This window comes from Aeromicrobium sp. (assembly GCF_047606445.1).
Taxonomy (GTDB): Bacteria; Actinomycetota; Actinomycetes; order Propionibacteriales; family Nocardioidaceae; genus Aeromicrobium.
On sequence record NZ_JASGEK010000039.1, the window covers coordinates 20,364 to 40,277 of the forward strand.

Below are 19,914 nucleotides of genomic sequence, written 5' to 3' on the forward strand. Positions count from 1 at the left end.
CGCCCCTTTCTATCCCGTCGCGCCGAGCCGGGAGACGTCGGTGAGCAGCGCGCCCATGACGCGGCCGAGCCGCTCCGACATCTCGGGGGCGGTGGCCTCGGGGTGGGCGACCCACCAGTCCATCAGCGCGTCGACGAGGCCGATCCACATGGCTGTCAGCGCGGAGGCGTCGACGGGGTCGGTGTTGCCCGCGAGGACCAGCAGTTCGCTGACGCCCTCGTGGGCGAGGGCGTCGATGCGGTCGGCGTGACGTCGCACGACGCTCGCGACGGGGTCGGTCTCCGGCGCGGTGCGGTCGTGCAGCAGCCGCCAGAGGTGGCGCTGGTCCTCCAGGATCGCGAACATCGCGTCGAGGGTGCGCAGGCCGCGCTCCACGCCGACGACGTCGCCGCGCGCGACGCGCTCCATCGCGTCGGCCAGGAGCTCCCCGGCCTGGTCGAGGCAGGCGATGTAGAGGCCCTCCTTGGAGCCGAAGTGGTGGTAGATCAACGGCTTGGAGATGCCCGCGGAGCGCGCGACGTCGGCGAGGTTGGTCGCGGCGAAGCCGTCGGAGCCGAAGGCGAGGGAAGAAATCTCGAGAATCTGCTGCGAACGCTCCGCGCGTGGGACACCCTTGGTGCCAGCGTTGCTACGAGTCACGGCGACAGCCTAGCGGATCAATTGACTATATGGTAACTTACTTAAAAGTCATATCAAGCCGAAGTGGAGATTCCATGGACGAACTGCTCGACCCCATGAAGAACCCGTTCACCTTCGCGGTGCCGTTCTTCCTGTTGTTCATCCTGATCGAGCTCGCCGCGCTCAAGTGGCTCGACCACGACGCTCCCCCACTCGCTTCGCGAGCGGGAGGTGCCCCCAACCCGACCGGTTACGCCCTCAAGGACGCCCGGGCGTCCATCTCGATGGGCCTGGTCTCGGTGTTCTTCCTGACGGCCTTCAAGGTCGTCACCTTCCTGGCGTTCGTCGTGGTCTTCGCGAACTTCGCGATCTTCGACCTGCCCGTCGACGCCTGGTGGTACTGGGTGCTGCTGATGCTCGGCATCGACTTCAGCTACTACTGGCACCACCGTTTCAGCCACCGGGTGCGCATCGCCTGGGCCGGCCATCAGGCGCACCACTCCAGCGAGTACATGAACTTCGGCACGGCGCTGCGGCAGAAGTGGAACCCCTGGTTCGAGTTCTTCTTCTGGCTGCCCTTCCCGCTGCTGGGCTTCGAGCCGTGGACGATCTACGTCGCCTTCAGCCTCAACCTCGTCTACCAGTTCTTCGTCCACACCGAACTGGTCGACAAGCTGCCCCGGCCGATCGAGTTCGTCTTCAACACGCCCTCGCACCACCGCGTCCACCACGGCTCGGACCCGGAGTACCTCGACACGAACTACGCGGGCATATTCATCATCTGGGACCGCCTGTTCGGCACCTTCACCGAGGAGAGGCAGCGTCCGACCTATGGCCTGACGAAGAAGGTCGACACCTACAACCTGCTCAAGCTCCAGTACGGGCACTACGGCGACATCGCCCGCGACGTGAAGGGCGCGCGGAGCCTGCGCGACAAGATGGGCTACATCTTCGGCCCTCCCGGCTGGAAGCCCGCCGACCCGGCCGCTGCGGAGAAGGACTTGGTCGGCTGACTTTCGATCCCTGAGGTGCGAGGAACGAGCCTCGAAGGGTCGACCCTGTGTGATAAAAGTTTGAGGCATCGAACTTTGAATCACGGAGGCCTCGATGAACTTGGTCTGGCGTGTGCTCGCGGCGGTCGCCCTGATGGCGACCGCCGCCTGCGCGCTTCCCGTCGGCGACGATGACGACCGCCCGGTCGTGCTGACCACCTTCACCGTCACCGCCGACATCGCCCGCGCGGTCGCCGGCGACCACCTTCGGGTCGTCTCCATCACCGACCCCGGCGCGGAGATCCACGGCTACGAGCCGACCGCCAGCGACGTGGTCGACGCGGCGAAGGCCGATCTGATCCTCGACAACGGACTCAATCTGGAGGCGTGGTTCGCGCAGTTCGTCGCCGACGCCGAGGCCGACCACGTCGTGGTGAGTCGAGACGCCCGGCCGATCCCCATCGCCGCCCGCGCCGGGACCGAGCCCGCCGCCGACGCGCCGCCCAACCCGCACGCCTGGATGAGCCCGCTCGACGCGATGGGCTACGTCGACGTGATCGCCGAGGCGTTCGCCGAGCTCGACTCAGAGCACGCCGACGACTACGCGGCCAACGCCGAGTCCTACAAAACCGAGATCCAGGCGGTCCACGACGACCTGCTCGCCGCTGTCGCGACCGTGCCGGAGAGCCAACGCGCCCTGGTCACCTGCGAGGGGGCTTTCTCCTATCTCGCCCGCGACGCCGGGCTGGAAGAGTTCTACATCTGGCCGGTCAACTCCGAGCGCCAGGCCACCGGCCAGCAGATCGCCGACGCCATCGAGTTCGTCCGGGAGCGGTCCGTCCCGGCGGTGTTCTGCGAGTCGACCGTCTCCGACGACGCGATGCGGGAGGTGGTCGCCGCGACCGACGCGGTCTTCGGCGGCACGCTCTACGTCGACTCGCTGTCGAAGCCCGACGGCCCGGTTCCGACCTATCTCGACCTGCTGCGACACGACGTCGACACCATCGTGACGGGCCTGACCGGAGGCGCGGCATGAGTATCGAGGTGACAGGTCTGACCGTCCGGTACGGCGAGGTGACGGCGCTCGACGGCGTCGATCTGTCGATTCAATCGGGTTGTGTGTGCGGGCTGATCGGTATGAACGGCGCGGGCAAGTCGACGCTGTTCAAGGCGATCATGGGCGTCGTCGCGCCGGACACGGGCGACGTGCGGATCGCCGGCCTGAGCCCGGCGCAGGCGCGGCGGGCGGGGGTCGTCGGGCATGTGCCGCAGGCCGAGGACGTCGACTGGACCTTCCCGGTGAGCGTGCGCGACGTCGTGACGATGGGCCGCTACCGCCGCACGGGCTGGACGCGTCGGCCGCGCCGCGCCGACCGGGCGGTGGTCGACGAGGCGTTGGAGCGGGTGGGATTGGCCGACCTCGCCGACCGGCAGATCGGACGGTTGTCCGGCGGTCAGCGCAAGCGGGCCTTCGTCGCGCGGGGGCTCGCCCAGGAGGCGCGGGTGCTGCTGCTCGACGAGCCCTTCGCCGGGGTCGACCAGAGCTCCCAGGAGACGATGCGGCTGGTGCTGCGCGAGTTGGCGGCCGACGGCGGCACGGTCTTCGTCGCCACCCATGATCTGGAGTTGTTGCCGCGCTTGGCCGACGAGGCGGTGCTGTTGATGCGGCGCGTCATCGTCCACGACGACCCTGCCGTGGTCGTGCGGCCCGAGCATCTCGCGGAGGCATGGTGACGATCGCGGAGTTGTTGGCCGAGCCGTTGCAGTACGAGTTCATGCTGCGCGCCCTCGCGGCGAGCGTCGTGGCGGCGGTCGTGTGCGCGACGCTGTCGTGCTGGCTGGTGCTGATCGGCTGGTCGCTCATGGGCGACGCGGTGTCCCACTCCGTGCTGCCGGGGGTCGCGCTGGCGGCCATGCTCGGCCTGCCGTTCTCAGCTGGCGCGGTCGTGTTCGCCTTCGCCGCCGTCGGGCTCATCTCGGTGGTGCGCGGCAGCGGGCGGATCCGCGACGACACGGCTATCGGCGTGGTCTTCACGACGTTGTTCGCGTTGGGACTGGTGCTGATCTCGGTGACGCCGAGCCAGACCGACCTGCACCAGATCGTCTTCGGGCACCTGCTCGGCACCTCGCGGGCCGACCTGGCGCAGGTCGCGGCGATCGGCGCGGTCGTGCTGGCGGTGCTTGTGCTGCGGCGTCGGGATCTGACGCTGTTCGCCTTCGACCCGGCGCACGCGCAGGCGCTCGACCTGCGGCCGAAGCGGCTGAGCACGCTGCTGCTGGTGCTGCTGGCGCTGACCGCGGTGGTCGCCCTGCAGGTGGTCGGCGTGGTCTTGGTCGTGGCGATGCTGGTGATCCCCGGCGCGCTGGCCCGGCTGCTGACCGACCGCTTCGGCCGCATGCTGGTGATCGCGCCGACCTTCGCGGTGGTCTCCACGGTGGTCGGGCTGTACGTCAGTTTCTACGCCGACACCGCCCCGGGCGCGACGATCGTGCTGGCGCAGGGCGTCGTGTTCTTCGTCGTCGTGGCTGTCGCGCCGCGCAAGCATCTGGTGGCGCGCGCGGTCAGTCGATGAGCGAGACCCAGACGGCGGCGCTGGCCGCCTGGCCGAGGGGGAGCGGGGCGTCGCGGCCGTCGATCCGCAGCGACAGGGCGTCGGCATAGGGCGCGGGCTCCTCGACGGTCGCGGTGACGCCGATGTCGAGGCCGTGGTCGGCGAAGTGCTGCAACATGCTCGGGTCGTCGTCGCTGATCCGCTCGACGCGGACCCGTGAGCCGGGGGCGACGGTGAGGAGTTGCGCGGCGTCGGGCCGGACGACCGCGCCGGAGGCGTCCGGGATGGGGTCGCCGTGCGGGTCGCGGGTCGGGTGTCCGAGCCGTTCGGCCATGCGCTCGACCATGAGGTCGGAGACGACGTGCTCCAGCCGGTCGGCCTCGTCGTGGACTTGGTCCCAGCGGTAGTCGAGCACCTGCACGAGGAAGGTCTCGATGAGCCGGTGCCGCCGCACCATCGCCACCGCGTACCGCTCGCCCTCGGGGGTGAGCGAGACCGCGCCGTAGCGGGCGTGTTCCAGCAGGCCTTGGTCGGCGAGCTTGGCGACCGCCCCGGAGACGGTCGAGGTCTTCATGCCGGTCTTGGCCGCGATGTCGCTGGCCGTGACCGGCTCGTCCGACCACTCCGCCAGCCCCCAGACCGCCTTCAGATAGTTCTGGGCGTTCGCCGACAATTCCGCCAACCCCATGCCCGCCAATCTATCGGGTGGCGCTGGTCGCTGACTCGAATATCCCTCGACGTCCTCCTGCGGTTCCAGCGCTTTGGCCTCAGAAGGCCGCGAAGCCGTCTCGGTTGATGAAGGCGCCGTGGCCGGTGGCGGCGTTCCAGCAGGTCAGGCCGTTCTCCTCCGAAGCGCAGACATAGTCACCGAAGTGGGCGACCTGGCCGTACTGAAGCACCTGTGCGGCTGGGTCGGGGCGTCCGGGGGCACCGCCGGACGTGCCGACGACCGGAACCCCCTGACCTTCATCTGGCCAGCGGACATCCGTGTTCGGCCCCGCGTGCTCATCTTCCCCGTAAGGGAGCGTCTCCCACCACGATGAGACGCCACACTGCCCGTGGCGAGCTGAGAACCGACAAGAAATATTGAGTGTGGGCGTGGTCACGAGGGCTTCGTCTGACTCGTAGCTCTCTTGAGCGGGTTTGATGACGGTAGCAGGCTGCGACCACTCCGGGATCGGGCCGCCGGCCCACGGGTAGGCGCCGTCGACGGGCGGGGTGGGGATGGGGCCGGTGGGGCGTTGGATCGTCTCGCCGGTGGTCGGGTCGATGAGCGTCAACTCGTCGACGGGTTCGGGCGCCGGGGTCACGCCGATGACGGACTTGGGGTCGTAGCCGTCCCATTCGTCGCCTTCGGTGTCGGCGACGTCGAGGTCGTCCTCGGGAACCGTGAGCGGGTTGCCACAGGCGCACCGCACGCGGGGTGTGCCGTTCGCGTCGACCAAGACCGCGCTCCCGGCCTGCAGGATCGCGGGGAACGGCGTCGCCTTCCCGTTCTCGAAGCCGTGGTTGATGACGGCGGTGTCGCGGGTCAGCACGACGGGGGTCAACGCGGCGAGGTAGTCCCCGACCTCCCCGGCCTCGACACCAGCGACCTCCGCCCACGCCTCCGCCTTCTCGTCGTCACTGGACAAGAACTCGGCCAACGCGGCCTGATCGCAGGCGGCGTTGTCGTTCGTGCCGCCGTACAGGCCGGGCGTCGTGCCGTCGACCTGGCCGCTGTGTCCGGCGTCGTCGGCCACCGCGGCCGCCTCGTCCGACAGCGCCACGTCCCCGGCGACACTGTCGGTGAACGGGGCGTCGCCGGTGGAGTCGAGGGCTTCCAGGATCACCGGGTCGGAGTCGCCTCCTCCCCCGCCGCCGGAGTCCGAGCCGCAGGCGGCCGTCGCCGTCAACGCGACGACGGTCAGCGCGGCGGCGGCACGGCGCGTCCATCGTTCGCGAGTGGTCATCATGATGTGGGGCTCCCCATGTAGAAGACGGTGGTGGCTTCGACCCGTTCGGTCGGCGAGTCGGAGCTCTCGCCCATCTCGACGAACCAGCCGTCGTCGGTCTGGTCGATCAACTCGCCGTCGGAGGGCATCAGCATCCAGGTCGGGTTGTCCTGGCAGGAGCCGAAGGGCATGTATCCGTCGGTGCGTGTGCTGCCGCGGGCTCCGATGGTCGATTTCGGGTCGCAGGTGACACCGTTCTCCATCTCATAGGCGAGCACCACCGGCTCTGCGGTCCCGGAGAACGGAGGCAGGCTGCCCGACAGAGTCTGCTTGGAGAGTTCACGACTCTCAGGGTCGGAACCAGGACAGACGACCTCGGAGGATGAGCCGGGCACCTGCCGAGCGCGAAGGACGCCGGCGGCACGCTCGCCGTGCGCGTCTACGGCAACACTTATGAGCGCTACTACGACGTCACCACGTCGAAGCCCATCGCCGGAAACACCTCGGCGCCCACGCCGAGCCCGACGGCGTCTCGCTGGAGACGCTGACCTTCACCGACCTCGGCGACGGCCGGACGCGGCTGGAGGCGGTGAGCCTCGTCGACAGTTTCGAGGACCGCGACGCCTGGTTGCGTGACAGCGGCATGGAGGTCGGCGTCAACGAGGGCTACGCTGCGCTGCAGCCGCTCGTCGCCTCCGGGGAGGTGGCCCGATGAGCGCCGCCGAGCTGCATCGTTCCACTGCCGCTCGGTTCACCGAGGTGGTCGCCGGAGTGACTGAGCGGGACGTGCCCGCCCCGGTCGATGGTTGGACCGCACGCGATGTGGTCGGGCATCTGGTCGAGTGGTTCCCGGTCTTTCTGGCCGCGGGCGGGGTGGAACTGGCCCCCGGCCCGTCGGTCGCCGACGACCCGCAGGGAGCGTGGTCTCACCAGGTGGAGCAGGTGCAGGAACTGCTCGACGGGCCGGACGCCGAGTTCACCCACCCGCACGTCGGCACGATGCCGCTTCATCAGGCGGTCGACCGGTTCTACATCGCCGACGTCTTCATGCACACCTGGGACCTCGCCCGCGCGAACGGCCAGGAGCCCGGTCTCGACCGACGCCTCCCCGCAGGACCGCCTCGCCGCCTTCATCGGCCGCGACCCCTCTCGGTCATCGTCTTAGCCAGATTTGCTGATTTATCCACCGTTTCACACGCCTGGAATGGTGGATAAGTCAGCAAATCTGGGGAGAAGGCGAAGGGTCAGCGGCCGCGGAACTGGTCGAGTTGGCGGCGTTCGCGTTTGGTGGGGCGGCCGGAGCCGCGTTCGCGACGGGGCATGGCCAGACGCTCCTCGCGGGGCGGCGGGGCGGGGGAGCGGTCCTCGTAGCAGGTGACCGCCACCGACGCGCCGACCCGCTTCGACAGCAGCCGCGTCACGACCACCACCCGCTCGCCGCCCGGCGTCGTCGCCGTGACCGCGTCCCCGACCCTGACCGGCTGCGACGGCTTGGCCCGCTTCCCGTTCACATGCACATGTCCGCCCTTGCACGCCGCGCTCGCCGCCGACCGGCTCGCGAACAACCGCACCGACCACACCCACACGTCGACGCGGACGCTCGTCAGCGAGGTGGGATCGGCCATGAGGTGAGTTTCTCATTTGACGTGGCGGGGGGGGGAGTAGCTTGATCGACCAGAGTTGAACCGCCTCATCTGGGAGATTGACGTGGAGATGCACCATCAACCGACGTCTCGACGGACTGCCGGGGCTGTCTGGTCGATGGTGTGGCGAGTGCCAGCCATCGCTTTCATGGGTTTGCTCATCCTCGTCACATTGTTGTTCGCGGCTGATCGAGAGACGTGGTTCGGCCCTGCATGGGTCAAGGCGATGGTGCTGCTGGGCTTCCTCCTCGCCTTTGGCGGGTGCGCCCACATCATCTCGGTATGGGCGCGTCAGATCATCGTGATCGCCACGAGTCCGGCGGCGTGGGCGCACGCGGGGAAAACGGGAATCTACGGCTGGTGGCTCGCCCTCGCGGTGATCTGTTCCCCGATCTCCGCGGTGGCGGAGGCGTATGCGCCGGGACCTGACGACCCGACTGAGCCCTCGACTGCGGCAGGAGCGGCAGGAGCGGCTTTCCTGTTCTTCCTGATCTGGTCGGGATATCTGGCTTGCCGCATCTATCAGGGCAGGGCGCCGTGGCCGCTTCGTTGGGCGCGGGGCGTGCGAGGCCTCGTGCGGGTGGGCATCCCGATGGGCGGCGTGACCGCTTTGCTGTTGAGTTTCGTCGTGGCCGTCTCACCGGCCTCAGCGCAGGAGGCGACCGTGGAGCGTGTCGTCGATGGCGACACGGTGGATGTGACGGTGGAAGGAGTCGAGAAGCGTGTCCGGCTCCTGAACATCGACACCCCGGAGACGGTGGACCCGAATCAACCGAAGGAATGTCTGGGTGACGAGGCGACCACCTACACCAACTCGCTGCTGGCGTCCGGAGACAAGGTCACTCTCGAATTCGACCGCGAGCGGACCGATAAGTACGGCCGGACTCTCGCTCATATCAAACTCGACGACGGGCGTTACGTCTCTGACGAGATCGCTCGTCAGGGTCTGGGCGCTCCGGTCGTTTTCGGTGATAACGACCGGCGGATCGACGATGTCCGATCAGCTGCGCGAGAAGCGGCCGACGAGCAGCGAGGCCACTTCGATCCGGCGGTCGACTGCACGCTCGCCTATCGAGTCCAGCAAGCTGAGACCGCTCTCGCGGACGCGCTCGTAGTTCAGGAGGGGACGAGCGCCGCTGAAGCCGCTGCCGCCGCCGCGGCGGTGATCGCCGTGGTGGAGGCGCAGTCGGCTCTACGCGACCTGCTGAACGACATCGACACGAGTGCTGACCTGGCCATCCGGGCCTACCGGGAGGCGGGAAGAACACCCGCTTTGGCTGGTTTGAGGGAGACGTTCGACGAGGCTGCGGCGCGTCACGCGGCGCTGACGACGTTGGTGGGCGAGCGTCAGGCCGCGGAGTCGGCCGCCGCCGAAGAAGCGCAGAGAGCAGCGGAGGAGGCTGCGCGTCGAGCCGCCGAAGAAGCGGCGCAGCGCGAGGCCGAACGATCAACTCCCGATCAGCCCTCGGCTGGCGGCGGCGGGGGTGACCCGTACCCCGGCTACACGGGGTGCCGTGAATATGCGCCAGGTGGACAGAGCTGGAAGCCGATCCCGTGCCCGTAGGGTCGCTTAGCCTGGAACGATTACGTGCGGCAGGCTGGGGGTATGGACATCGAGGACGTGCCGATCACCGGCGACATGATCCGACTCGGCCAGCTGCTCAAGTACGTGAACGTCGCCGAGTCCGGGGCGCACGCGGCGGCGATCATCGGCTCCGGCGACGTGTCGGTCGACGGCGAGGTCGAGACGCGACGCGGGCGTCAGCTGACGCGCGGCATGGTCGTGACGGTCGCGATGCCCCAGGGTGAACAAACTTTCCGTGTCACTTGAGCCCTGTTGTGCAGAATGAACGAAAGATTCGTCACAGTTGGTGAACTGTGAGCGGTGACACACCCCTCCCGGAGTCTCTAGTGTCGTGAGTCACACCGACACGAAAGGACGCCGCGACTCATGTCACTCGGTTACCTGCCCTGGACGCTCGCCGAGCGTCACGCGGACTCCCCGGCCGTCGCCGACGACCAGCTGACGCTCACCTTCGCCGAGTTCGACCGCCGTGTCGCCGCCGTCGCCGAGCAGCTCGCCGGTCTGGGTGTCGGACGCGGCGACGTCGTCGCGGCCATGCTCCCCAACCGGGCCGAACTGCTGATCGCGCTCTGCGCCGCCTGGCGACTCGGAGCCGCGGCCACCCCCGTCAACCCTGCCTTCACCGGCGCGGAGTCCGGCCACCAGATCGGCGACTCCGGCGCGAAGGTCGTCATCACCCTCGACGGCACGAGCCCGGTCGACGGCGTCACCGGCCTCGCCGTCGACGGCCTCGCCACCGAGCCGAGCGAGAGCGTCGCCGCCCCGGTCGAGGTGGACGAGGACGACACGGCGCTGCTCATCTACACCAGCGGTTCGACCGGCCGGCCCAAGGGCGTCATGCTCACCTTCGCCAACTGCGAGGCGATGAGCTCGATGATGGCCCAGCACCTCCAGCTCACGGAGGCCGACCACTGCATGCTCATCCTGCCGCTGTTCCACGTGAACGCGCTCATGGTCAGCGTCTTCGCGCCGCTGCGGGTCGGCGGCCGGGTCAGCGTCACCGGCAACTTCTCGGCCTCGCGCTTCTTCGACGACGTCGAGCGGCTGCGTCCCACCTACTTCTCGGCCGTCCCGACCATCTACGCGCTGCTCGCCTCGCTGCCCGAGGAGGTCCAGCCCGACACCTCCTCGCTGCGCTTCGTGGTCTGCGGCGCCGCCCCCGTCTCCAAGGAGCTGTTGGAGAAGGTCAACGAGCGCTACGGCTTCGAGGTGCTGGAGGGCTACGGCCTCACCGAGGGAACCTGCGCCTCGGCCTGCAACCCGATCGACGGCGTCCGCAAGCTCGGCACGGTCGGCCCGGCGCTGCCCGGCCAGCAGATCGCCATCGCCGACCCCTTCGGCGCCCACCTGCCGGCCGGCGAGTCCGGCGAGGTGCTCATCAAGGGCCCCAACGTCATGAAGGGCTACTTGAACAAGCCCGACGCCACCGCCGAGACCATCCGTGACGGATGGCTGCACACCGGCGACGTCGGCATCCTCGACGAGGACGGCTACCTGCGCCTCGTCGATCGCGTCAAAGACATGATCATCCGCGGGGGAGAGAACATCTACCCCAAGGAGATCGAGGCCACCATCTGCGAGGTCGAGGGCGTCCTGGAGGCTGCGGTCGTCGGTCGCCCGGACGAGTTGTTCGGCGAGGTGCCCGTGGCACGCGTCGTGCTCTATCCGACCGCCGAGGTGACCGAGGAGCAGTTGCTCGCCCACTGCCGCGAGAACTTGCTCCGGGTGAAGGTGCCGGTCGACCTACAGATCGTCGACGCCCTCCCGAAGAACCCGGTCGGCAAGCTCGACAAACCCGCTCTCCGACGAGCCCTCCAGGGTTCCTGACCCCCCTTCCTCCATCTCATCCATCGACGCGCCGACACGGCGTGATGTTGTCCTGCCCTCGGGCGGGACGGAAAGGAGTCCCTCATGGGACTGAAAGACGCGGATATGCCGCCTGTCGACCCGGCGACGTTCGGGTCACTGCCGACGCTGCAGAGGCAGAAGACCCTCGTGCAGCACTGGGGTGAGTTCGGCTTCGGCACCCCGAAGCAGATCCACCTGATGTTCTACGTGCCGAAGATCATCTTCTACGCGATCGTCGGCTTCGCGCTCGCCTGGTTCACCACGCCGGAGCTGCGGGAGATCGCCAGCGACGCCGGCTTCAAGTACGCCTTCGTGCAGCCGGTCCTCTACATGAAGATCATGCTCTTCACGGTCTTCTGGGAGCTGCTCGGCTTCGGCGGCACCATGGGCCCGCTGGCCTTCAAGTTCAGCCCGTTGATCGGCGGCTTCCTCTACTGGGGCAAGACCGGCACGCTGCGCAACCCGCCGTGGCCGGACAAGGTCCCCGGCACCGCGGGCGCCCATCGCACGGTGGTCGACGCCGGACTCTACTGGGCCGCGACCATCCTGTCGGGCCTGCTCGTGCTCAGCGGCGTCTTCGGCGACTCCTTCCTCGGCCTGACGACGCTGGAGAACGGCCAGGGCATCATCGGCGGCAGCCTCGACAACGAAGCGCTCACCATCAACATCGTCAACCCGTACCTGCTGCTGGCCCTCGTCGTCATCATCTGCCTCGCCGGTCTGCGCGACAGCGTCGTCTGGCTCGCCGCCCGCTCGGAGCAGTACCTGCCGCCGATCATGTGCTTCGCGCTGCTCGGCTACGTCGACATGATCGTCGCGCTCAAGATCCTCATCGTCTGCGTGTGGGTGTGGGCCGGCGTCTCCAAGATCGGCAAGCACTTCAGCCTCACCGTGGCGGTCATGCTGACCAACACGCCCTGGGCGCCGCGCTCGATCAAGAAGAAGGCGTGGAAGAACTACCCCACCGACATGCGTCCGTCGGGCTTCACGCACTTCATGGCGCACGTGACCGGCACCATCGCCGAGATCGTCCTGCCGCTGACCCTGCTGTTCTCCACGAACTCCACGATCACGATCCTGGCCGCGCTCGGCATGATCGTCTTCCACCTCTTCATCATCTCGACGTACCCGATCGCGGTGCCGTTGGAGTGGAACCTGTTCTTCATGCTCGCCACGTTCTGGCTGTTCATCGGCCATCCGGCGTTCACCGATGACGCCTGGGGCGGCATCACCTTCGGCCTCGGCGACGCCAGCACCCCGGTCCTGATCGCCGCGGTCGTCGCCGGCTGCCTCTTCCCGATCTGGGGCGAGTTCATCCCGAAGCACATCTCCTTCCTGGTCGCCATGCGCCAGTACGCGGGCAACTGGGCCTCCGGCCTGTGGGCGTTCCGCAACCGGGAGATGGAGGAGCGCCTCGACCAGAACATCAAGAAGGCCTCCAAGATGCAGATCAACCAGGTCGCCGCGCTGTACGGCGAGGAGGTCGCGGAGATCTTCATCCAGAAGGGCGTCTCGTTCCGCATGATGCACTACATGGGCCGCGGCTTGATGTCGCTGCACATGCGGCACACGCCGAGCATCGACGACTACGTGATCCGCGAGGCCGAGTTCGTCTGCAACGCGCTGACCGGCTGGAACTTCGGTGACGGCCACCTGCACGACGACCGGTTGATCGCCGCCGTCCAGGAGCTGTGCCAGTACGAGCCGGGCGACCTCGTCGTGGCCTTCCACGAGAGCAACCCGATCCACAAGGACTACGTCGAGTACCGCGTCATCGACGCCGCGCTCGGTGTGGTGGAGCGGGGCACCTTCAAGGTCGCCGACTGTGTCGAGGAGCAGCCCTGGCTGCCCAACGGCCCGGTCGACCACGTGGTCACCTGGACCAAGCCGGGCTACACCGCTCCGTCGGACGGCTCGCAGTACGTTGGTTGGGAGTCCAAGCTCAACGGCTGAGCTGGCGGACACAAGTGATGGGTAACACGAGGGGAATGACGTCGTGACGACAGCTGTCGTGGTGGGTAGCGGACCGAACGGTCTGGCCGCCGCTCTCACCCTCGCCGCCGAGGGGGTGGAGGTCACCGTGCTGGAGGCGGCCCCCGCCCCCGGCGGCGGAACCCGATCCGCAGAGGTGACGGTGCCCGGAGTGCTGCACGACGAGTGCTCCGCGGCCCACCCCCTCGCCCTCGACACCGCCTTCAGCCGCCAGTTCGACCTGGCCGGACTGGAGTGGGCGTGGGCGGACGTCGAGTACACCCATCCGCTCGACGAGGGGCGCGGCGCGTCCGTGCTCCGCTCGGTCGACGAGACTGCGGCGGGGCTCGGGCGCGACGCCGCCTCCTATCGACGCATGTTCGGGGCGCTCACCGAGCGTTTCGACAAGATCGGCACGGAGTTCCTCCAGCCGATGGTGCATGTTCCACGCCATCCCCTCGCGCTGGGCCGGTTCGGCGCCTATTCGGCGATGCCGGCGACGCTGCTGGCGTCGCGGTTCACGACCGAGGAGGCGCGCGCGCTGTGGGGCGGCGTGGCCGCTCACGCCTTCCGCCCCCTCGCGTCGCCCTTCTCCTCGGCCATCGGCGCCGCGCTCGGCACGGCCGCCCACCGGTACGGGTGGCCGGTCGCGGTCGGCGGGTCGCAGGCCATCGCCCACTCGATGATCGCGCTGCTGGAGCAGCACGGCGGGCGGGTCGAGACGGGCGTCGAGGTGACGTCCTTCGACCAGTTGGGCGAGCCCGACCTCGTCATGCTCGACACGTCGCCGTCGGCGGCCGTCGACATTCTCGGCGACCGTCTGCCGGGCCGGGTGGCCCGCGCGTACCGCCGTTACCGGCACGGCACGGGCGCCTTCCAGGTCGCCTACGCCGTCGAGGGCGGCATCCCGTGGGCGCACGAGCCGTCCCGTCGCGCCTGCACGGTGCATGTGAGCGGCTCCCTGGAGGAGACGACCGCCGCCGAGCGCGACACCTGGCGCGGGGTCATGCCCGAGCGCCCCTTCGTCCTGCTGATGCAGCAGTACCTCGCCGACCCGAGCCGGTCGGCGGGCGACGTCCATCCGATCGACGCCTACGCGCACGTCCCGGCGGGTTTCACCGGCGACGCGACCGAGGCGATCACCGCGCAGATCGAACGTTTCGCGCCGGGCTTCCGCGAGCGCATCGTCCGGTACACCTCCCGTCCGACGCGACGCATCGCGAGCGACAACGCCAACTACATCGGCGGCGACATCACCACGGGCGCGAACACGCCCTGGCAGTTGGTGTTCCGGCCGCGTCCGGCGCTCAACCCCTACGCGACCGGCGTCGCGGGGGTCTACTTGTGCTCGGCGGCGACTCCGCCGGGCGCGGGCGCCCACGGCATGTGCGGCCATCTCGCGGCGAAGTCGGCGTTGAAGGGCCTGTGATGCGCACCCCTGCGCCGGATCTGGTCCCGCACGACGAGCAGATCCGCGACCTGGCCTCGCTCGCCGCGAGCCGGTTGAACGAGCGGGAGCGGGAGATCACGCGATCGATGACCGAGCTGCTGTCGCACATCGACTACCTCGACGGCGACCAGCGGCTGCTGACGCTGCTCGACGCGAGCATCGGCGGGAACGTCCAGACGATCTTGCACATGCTCATCAACGACATCCCGGTCGCGAACCTCCAGCCGGCGGCCGCCGCGGTGGAGTACGCGTTGCGTCTGGCGCAGCGGGGCGTGCCCGCGAACTCGCTGATCCGGGCGTATCACATGGGGCAGGACGACCTCATGATGCACTGCTTCGAGGAGGCCCAGCGGCTCGACTGCGACTCGGAGTTGAAGCTGCGGGTCGTCCACCACATGTCGGGGCAGATTTATCGCTATATCGACTGGATTAGCATGTATCTGCTTGACGTCTACGAGACCGAGCAGAGTCGCTGGAACACGACGGCCGGCCATGTGCGCACCGCGATGCTGCGCGCGGTGTTGGCCGGCGAGGAGGTCGACCTCGACCGTTTCGCAGAGGAGACCGACTACGAGTTGAAGCGGACGCACGTCGGTCTGGTGATGTGGGGCGACGCGCGTCAGGACGACGACTCGCTGCGCGAGCTGCAGCAGGCGGCGCGACGGATCGCGGTGACGTCGCGCTGCGCCGAGCCGCTGTTCTCGGCCGTCGACCGGTCGACGGCCTGGGTGTGGGTGCCGCTGCGGCGCGGTATGCCGGGCCTGTCCGACGAGGCGGTGCGCGAGGCGCTGGCGGGCGTGCCGGGCGGCCGTGCCGCGGTCGGCTCACCGGGCCAGGGCGTCGAGGGATTCCGCCGGACTTATGGCCAGGCGGAGGCGGTGCGCGAGGTCGTGAGCGCGTCCGCGGACGAGACGGTCGTGATGAACTACGGCCACGACGGCATCGCCGCGCTCGCCATGCTCATGCACGACATGGACGCCTTGCGCACCTGGGTGCAGGAGGTGCTGGGCGAGCTCGCCGCCGACACTCCGTCGCATGCGTCGTTGCGTGAGACCTTGCGGGTGCTGTTCGCCTGCGGCGGCCGCCAGAGCGACGCCGCCGAGCAGCTCGTCATCCACCGCAACACGCTCAAGTACCGACTGGAGAAGGCCAGCCGCGTCCTCGGCCGCCCCCTCGACCGCTCCCGCCTCGACACCGAGCTGGCCCTCCAGGCCTGTCACTACCTCGGCCCGAAGGTCCTGCGCGGCGCGGAGTGAGGGGCGGGGTTGCGCGAGGTCGCGGTACCGCGCACTATGTATTACATGTCTGACATGATCTCGCTTCGTCTGCCGTCGGAGTTGAGCGAGCGCCTCGACCGCCTGGCCGCGAGGACACGCCGGCCGAAATCGGTCTACGTCCGTGAGGCACTGGAGGAGCATCTGAGCGACCTTGAATGGGCCTACGATCTGGCCTCGCACGCTGAGGAGGTCCGCGCTGGTGTCGCCGCGACTCGCCCGATGGACGATCTGGCTCGTGAGCTGGGGTTCGAGCCTGACGAACTGCGGGCCGAGGCGGGTGACTCTGCGGCTGAGGAGTCGCCGCATGCTGATCAGGCATGAACGACACCCCTGAGGAGCGGGTCTATCGACTCGTTCAGACAGAGAAGTTCGAGAAGGCTCTCCGCAAACTCGACCGGCCGACGCAGCGGCGCATCCTCGTCAAGCTCTACGGCCTCACCCGCCTGGAAGACCCCACGGCGCAGTGCAAAGCCATGACGGGTCCGCTCACAGGCCTGTGGCGGCTGCGCACCGGCGACTACAGGACGATCCTCGACATCCGCCGAGGAGAGGTGACGATCATCGCCCTCGACACAGGACACCGGAGCTCGGTCTACGAAGGATGACTGCGCTGCCTTCGTCACCTCGCTGCGCTCGGAGCCGATGACGAGGATCCCTCGACGGGGCGCTGCGCGCCGGGAGGGGGCCCACTCGATTCCCGTCCTCGGCAGGGGCGCGCTTCGCGCGATGGAGCCGATGACGGGAATCGAAGCCGTACAGCGCGGTCGGTGATTCCAGTTTCTCCCTGAGATTGCAGTGATTCAGGATTCGTCAGGGCGGGGTAGGATCGGTCAAGAATCGATGCGAGTGTGTACGTGTACACACGATTTTGCGCTGCTTGGAACCCGCTGAGGGTCCGGGCGTGTCGTCTCGCAGCGTCGTCGGTGGGCGCGGAGTGGCCAGATCGTGACTATGTTCCCGGAATGACGAATGCCGCCCCGCCTCCCGGGGTGGGAGGCGGGGCGGTTCGAGGGGTGACGGGTCAGGCGCCGAGGACCCAGACGAGGACCGACCTGTTGCCTGCCCACTGGTTGACGGTGCCGAGCCCGAGGACCGACGACGAGGCCGAGGTGTTCGCGAAGCCCCGCACCTGGGTGAGGGTCCAGTCCTGGATCGAGACGAACAGCTGCGAGTTCTGCGCGGTGGCGCCGGACCAGCCGACCGCGAGCGGGACGTGCACGGCTGTGAAGCCGGCCGACGAGGTGTCGACGGTCCACGCTCCCGACCCGTTCGTGGTGGCCGCGCCGACCCACAGCTTCGGGGCGGGCAGCAGCCCGGACGCCCCGTAGGCGCGGAGGTCGGGCAGGGGAGGCAGGACGGCCTTGAGCTCTCCGAGGGTGTCGTCGAGGACCACCTGCCGCTCGGCCACCGGCTCAGGCGAGGACGACGGGCTGGCCGGGCTCGAAGCTCAGCTGGTCGGCGGCGACCGCGACGCCGATGCGCTGCACGACCTCGCCCGTGCCGGTCGGCGCGGTCGTGGTCGACAGGCCGGGCGTGGTCGACAGGTAGCGGACGCCGGGGGTCGCGCCGGTGACCTGCGTGTTCGTGCCGTCCATGTAGACGGTCGCCTCGGCGCCGGACCCGAACGCGGCGAGGACGAACCCGTGGGCCTCCTTGCCGGCCGTGGAGGCGTCGGCCTTGCGGGCTCGGAACGACCCGGAGGCCGCGTGGACGTTGACGAGGTCCCCGGCCGCCAACGCCTCGGACGCCTGCACGATGGCGGTGTCGGCGCCGATGCCCACGGGCAGGACGGACTCGTCGAGACGCCCCGACGGGTCGAGGGCGACGAGGCGGCCGTCGTCGCCGCTGCCTGCGGAGGTCACGGCGGGGACGGTCTCGTGCAGGACGCCGTCGGACTGGCGGATGTACTTCTGGACGGGCATGGGCTGGCCTTTCAGTCGGTGTGGATGGGGGGTTGGGGGTTGAAATGGATCGAGGTGGGCGACCTGGTGAGCGCGACGACCCGCGACCACGCGGCGCCTGCGGGAGGGTCGGCGGTGAGCCGTCCGGCCGCCGAGGCGTACAGGCGGGCCGGGTGGGGCCACGCCCAGGTCTCCTCGACGACGGTCCCCAGCGCCAGCACCGTGTGCCCGTCGCCCGGGTCGAGCGCGCCGAGGGTCAGGTGCAGGGGGCGGTCCGCGTCGGCCGGGTCGCTCACGTCGACCGGCCGCGCCCGGCCGTCGTCGATGACGACCAGGGCGTGTCCGGACAGCGGCGCCGTCACGGCGGCGGGCGCGAGGAGCCGCTGGCCGTCGCCGGGGGGTCCGGGCGGTCCGGGGGGTCCGGGCGCGCCGCGCTGCGACACGTCGACGGCGACCTCGACCGGCCGGGGGGCGACCTCGACCGTCGGCGGCGGGTCGACGGTGATCTGTGCGTGGTCGGCGTCGGCGGCGACGTCGACGACCTGGGCGGTCACGCCGACCGTCGCCGTCGCGCACGCGTCGGCGACCACCACGATCGGGTGGGCCTGCGCGACGACGGCGACGCAGCCGCTCATACCGGGTCGGCCTCGTTGCGGATGACGCCCTTGACGTAGGTGCGGGCCTGCCCGCCCGGCGCGGTGACGGTCAGATCCCACGGCCCCGTGATCGGCCCGTCGGCGTGTCCGACGGTGACGACGCCCTCCTCGGGATCGGTCATCGTCACGGTGAGGCTCGTCGGCGTGGTCGCGCCCGCCGGACGGCACCGTGCGGCCACCTCGGAGCCCGCGAGCGACCCCAGGCCGGTGATCTTCAGCTCGACCGCCCACGCGTCGGCCCCGTAGGTGAGGATGTCGAGCGGCGACGGCCGCAGGTCGACGACCTCGCGACCGCTGCTCACGGCCGTCCGTCCGACGGCGCGTCGTCGGCGGCGGGGCGACGGGCGACTGCTCCTGCTGGATAGGTCATGAGTGCTCCTTAGACGGTGACGAGGAGCCAGAGGGCGGCGGCGAGGAGGCCGAGTCCGGCGACGGCGGACAGCAGGACGACCAGGAGCGCGAACAGCAGCAGCTCGCCGAGTCCGCGCCAGCTCACGTGCCGCCCCCGTCGCCTGCGTCGTCTGTGTGGCGGCGGGCGAGGCCGAGGACGGGGCCGAGGAGCCCGATCAGGGCGAGGCCGTACTGCTGGTTGACGACGCCGACGCCGACGAGGGCGTACACGACGGCCTCGGCGACGGCGTACAGCCAGGCCCGGTTGCGGGGCTCGGCGAGGACGTCGCGGAGCCAGCCCGCGGGGGCGCGGTGTGCTCCCACGACGGTCACCCGACCTTGGTGAGGTACTGCATGGAGTACCACCAGCCGCCGGTGGACTTGGCCCACCCGTCGCGGACCTCCACGACGTCGAGGACGTGGCCCTTGGCGGCGGTCATGCCGACGGGGTGGTTCGTGCCGGGGCCGGTGCGGCCGTTCAGCGGGCTGGACCGGGTGGCGACCCTGTACCGGCCGACCACGCGCGGCGTCGCGGAAGAGGCCGTGCCGAGGAGCTGGTTCGCGCGGGCCACGATGCGGTCGAGCTGGCCCCAGAGGTGGGGGCCGGGGCAGGCGGTCGCGGCGTACTCGCGGTGTCCTTTGACCCGGTTGCGGTCGAGCCTGCCCCACCCGTACCGGCGGCAGAGGTCGGCGGCGAGCTGGGCGAGGCGCTCGACCTGCACGTCGGAGACGCGCCATTCGGGGCCGCCGCCGGTGTTGACGGTCTCGACGGTGACGGCGGGGCCGTCGGCGGCCATGCTGCCGGTGGTCCAGGGCCGGTATTCCTCGGGGACGACGCCGACGAGGGTGCCGTCGGTCCCGAGCACGTAGGTGGCCGACGCCTTGGCGGGGTCGGACGACAGGCGGCGGACGTTGCTGTCGAGCGTGCCGCCGGCGGTGTGGTGGACGATCAGCCGTTCGATCTTGCGTCCGCCGCGCGGGGAGTGCTTGCTCGTGGCGACGGTGCGGGTGGTGAGGGGGGAGTGGGTCATGGGGTGTCTCCTTGGGTGATGTGGCGGTCGAGTCGTGCGGCGAGGGCGCGCACGTCGGCGCGGGTC

Annotated in this window: 25 protein-coding genes; 14 read left to right on the plus strand and 11 right to left on the minus strand. The window is 69.4% G+C overall.

The genetic code is table 11. From position 1 onward, the window contains the following. Positions 1-9: 9 nt before the first annotated feature. Positions 10-639, minus strand: coding sequence for a TetR/AcrR family transcriptional regulator (locus tag QM621_RS08615; protein ID WP_414989969.1), 630 nt, complete (start codon positions 637-639; stop codon positions 10-12). Between the two features lie 74 nt (positions 640-713). Between QM621_RS08615 and QM621_RS08620 the strand changes: the two genes are divergently transcribed. The 4 genes from QM621_RS08620 to QM621_RS08635 all read left to right on the plus strand — a co-directional run bounded on the left by QM621_RS08620 (position 714) and on the right by QM621_RS08635 (position 4,183). Continuing rightward, the gene (locus tag QM621_RS08620; protein WP_414989970.1) at positions 714-1,631 is read left to right on the plus strand and encodes a sterol desaturase family protein; all 918 of its coding nucleotides are present in this window, start codon (positions 714-716) and stop codon (positions 1,629-1,631) included. Between the two features lie 94 nt (positions 1,632-1,725). Next, a complete protein-coding gene (locus QM621_RS08625) occupies positions 1,726-2,646 on the plus strand; it encodes a metal ABC transporter substrate-binding protein (RefSeq protein ID WP_414989971.1) in 921 nt (306 codons plus the stop codon). Beyond that, positions 2,643-3,344: a metal ABC transporter ATP-binding protein gene (locus QM621_RS08630; RefSeq protein WP_414989972.1), complete on the plus strand. Its 702-nt coding sequence runs from the start codon at positions 2,643-2,645 to the stop codon at positions 3,342-3,344. The genes QM621_RS08625 and QM621_RS08630 overlap by 4 nt, the downstream gene beginning before the upstream one ends. After that, positions 3,338-4,183 (plus strand): metal ABC transporter permease, encoded by an 846-nt coding sequence (locus tag QM621_RS08635; RefSeq protein ID WP_414989973.1) that lies wholly within the window; start codon positions 3,338-3,340, stop codon positions 4,181-4,183. The genes QM621_RS08630 and QM621_RS08635 overlap by 7 nt, the downstream gene beginning before the upstream one ends. Here the strand turns inward: QM621_RS08635 and QM621_RS08640 are convergent. From QM621_RS08640 to QM621_RS08650, 3 genes are all read right to left on the minus strand, one after another. After that, complete coding sequence (locus QM621_RS08640; RefSeq protein WP_414989974.1) at positions 4,173-4,850, minus strand: metal-dependent transcriptional regulator; 678 nt, start codon at positions 4,848-4,850, stop codon at positions 4,173-4,175. The genes QM621_RS08635 and QM621_RS08640 overlap by 11 nt on opposite strands. 79 nt (positions 4,851-4,929) lie before the next feature. Next, positions 4,930-6,117, minus strand: a complete 1,188-nt coding sequence (locus tag QM621_RS08645) for a DUF6777 domain-containing protein (RefSeq protein ID WP_414989975.1) — start codon at positions 6,115-6,117, stop codon at positions 4,930-4,932. After that, positions 6,114-6,491, minus strand: coding sequence for a hypothetical protein (locus QM621_RS08650; protein ID WP_414989976.1), 378 nt, complete (start codon positions 6,489-6,491; stop codon positions 6,114-6,116). Before QM621_RS08650 ends, QM621_RS08645 begins: the two co-directional genes overlap by 4 nt. A 194-nt stretch (positions 6,492-6,685) precedes the next feature. Between QM621_RS08650 and QM621_RS08655 the strand changes: the two genes are divergently transcribed. Both QM621_RS08655 and QM621_RS08660 read left to right on the plus strand, forming a co-directional pair. Next, positions 6,686-6,811 carry a hypothetical protein gene (locus tag QM621_RS08655; protein WP_414989977.1) on the plus strand — a complete coding sequence of 42 codons (126 nt, stop codon included), beginning with the start codon at positions 6,686-6,688 and terminating at the stop codon, positions 6,809-6,811. Beyond that, the gene (locus QM621_RS08660; protein WP_414989978.1) at positions 6,808-7,311 is read left to right on the plus strand and encodes a maleylpyruvate isomerase family mycothiol-dependent enzyme; all 504 of its coding nucleotides are present in this window, start codon (positions 6,808-6,810) and stop codon (positions 7,309-7,311) included. The genes QM621_RS08655 and QM621_RS08660 overlap by 4 nt, the downstream gene beginning before the upstream one ends. 29 nt (positions 7,312-7,340) lie before the next feature. On the opposite strand, the gene QM621_RS08665 is transcribed toward QM621_RS08660, so the two are convergent. After that, a complete protein-coding gene (locus QM621_RS08665; RefSeq protein ID WP_414989979.1) occupies positions 7,341-7,721 on the minus strand; it encodes an RNA-binding S4 domain-containing protein in 381 nt (126 codons plus the stop codon). Between the two features lie 88 nt (positions 7,722-7,809). On the opposite strand from QM621_RS08665, the gene QM621_RS08670 reads away from it, so the two are divergent. The 8 genes from QM621_RS08670 (at position 7,810) to QM621_RS08705 (ending at position 16,475) form a co-directional block, all read left to right on the plus strand. After that, positions 7,810-9,303, plus strand: a complete 1,494-nt coding sequence (locus QM621_RS08670; RefSeq protein ID WP_414989993.1) for a thermonuclease family protein — start codon at positions 7,810-7,812, stop codon at positions 9,301-9,303. Between the two features lie 42 nt (positions 9,304-9,345). Then, positions 9,346-9,570, plus strand: a complete 225-nt coding sequence (locus QM621_RS08675) for an RNA-binding S4 domain-containing protein (protein WP_414989980.1) — start codon at positions 9,346-9,348, stop codon at positions 9,568-9,570. A gap of 120 nt (positions 9,571-9,690) precedes the next feature. Beyond that, complete coding sequence (locus tag QM621_RS08680; protein WP_414989981.1) at positions 9,691-11,151, plus strand: class I adenylate-forming enzyme family protein; 1,461 nt, start codon at positions 9,691-9,693, stop codon at positions 11,149-11,151. Between the two features lie 84 nt (positions 11,152-11,235). After that, positions 11,236-13,125, plus strand: a complete 1,890-nt coding sequence (locus QM621_RS08685; protein ID WP_414989982.1) for a DUF3556 domain-containing protein — start codon at positions 11,236-11,238, stop codon at positions 13,123-13,125. 43 nt (positions 13,126-13,168) lie between these two features. Then, entirely contained in the window at positions 13,169-14,572 is a 1,404-nt protein-coding gene (locus QM621_RS08690) for a phytoene desaturase family protein (RefSeq protein WP_414989983.1), read from the plus strand. Continuing rightward, positions 14,572-15,849, plus strand: coding sequence for a PucR family transcriptional regulator (locus tag QM621_RS08695; protein ID WP_414989984.1), 1,278 nt, complete (start codon positions 14,572-14,574; stop codon positions 15,847-15,849). The genes QM621_RS08690 and QM621_RS08695 overlap by 1 nt, the downstream gene beginning before the upstream one ends. Positions 15,850-15,894: 45 nt before the next feature. After that, on the plus strand, positions 15,895-16,191 hold the full coding sequence (locus QM621_RS08700; RefSeq protein ID WP_414989985.1) for a ribbon-helix-helix protein, CopG family: 297 nt from the start codon (positions 15,895-15,897) through the stop codon (positions 16,189-16,191). Beyond that, the gene (locus QM621_RS08705) at positions 16,188-16,475 is read left to right on the plus strand and encodes a type II toxin-antitoxin system RelE family toxin (protein ID WP_414989986.1); all 288 of its coding nucleotides are present in this window, start codon (positions 16,188-16,190) and stop codon (positions 16,473-16,475) included. The genes QM621_RS08700 and QM621_RS08705 overlap by 4 nt, the downstream gene beginning before the upstream one ends. A 416-nt stretch (positions 16,476-16,891) precedes the next feature. On the opposite strand, the gene QM621_RS08710 is transcribed toward QM621_RS08705, so the two are convergent. The 6 genes from QM621_RS08710 to QM621_RS08735 all read right to left on the minus strand — a co-directional run bounded on the left by QM621_RS08710 (position 16,892) and on the right by QM621_RS08735 (position 19,848). Continuing rightward, on the minus strand, positions 16,892-17,278 hold the full coding sequence (locus QM621_RS08710) for a hypothetical protein (protein ID WP_414989987.1): 387 nt from the start codon (positions 17,276-17,278) through the stop codon (positions 16,892-16,894). A gap of 4 nt (positions 17,279-17,282) precedes the next feature. Beyond that, positions 17,283-17,792, minus strand: coding sequence for a hypothetical protein (locus QM621_RS08715; protein WP_414989988.1), 510 nt, complete (start codon positions 17,790-17,792; stop codon positions 17,283-17,285). An 11-nt stretch (positions 17,793-17,803) separates the two neighbouring features. Then, on the minus strand, positions 17,804-18,406 hold the full coding sequence (locus QM621_RS08720; protein ID WP_414989989.1) for a hypothetical protein: 603 nt from the start codon (positions 18,404-18,406) through the stop codon (positions 17,804-17,806). Next, the gene (locus QM621_RS08725; protein WP_414989990.1) at positions 18,403-18,729 is read right to left on the minus strand and encodes a hypothetical protein; all 327 of its coding nucleotides are present in this window, start codon (positions 18,727-18,729) and stop codon (positions 18,403-18,405) included. The genes QM621_RS08720 and QM621_RS08725 overlap by 4 nt, the downstream gene beginning before the upstream one ends. 190 nt (positions 18,730-18,919) lie before the next feature. Continuing rightward, positions 18,920-19,150, minus strand: coding sequence for a hypothetical protein (locus tag QM621_RS08730; RefSeq protein WP_414989991.1), 231 nt, complete (start codon positions 19,148-19,150; stop codon positions 18,920-18,922). Next, positions 19,147-19,848 (minus strand): N-acetylmuramoyl-L-alanine amidase, encoded by a 702-nt coding sequence (locus QM621_RS08735; protein ID WP_414989992.1) that lies wholly within the window; start codon positions 19,846-19,848, stop codon positions 19,147-19,149. Before QM621_RS08735 ends, QM621_RS08730 begins: the two co-directional genes overlap by 4 nt. Positions 19,849-19,914: the final 66 nt, after the last annotated feature.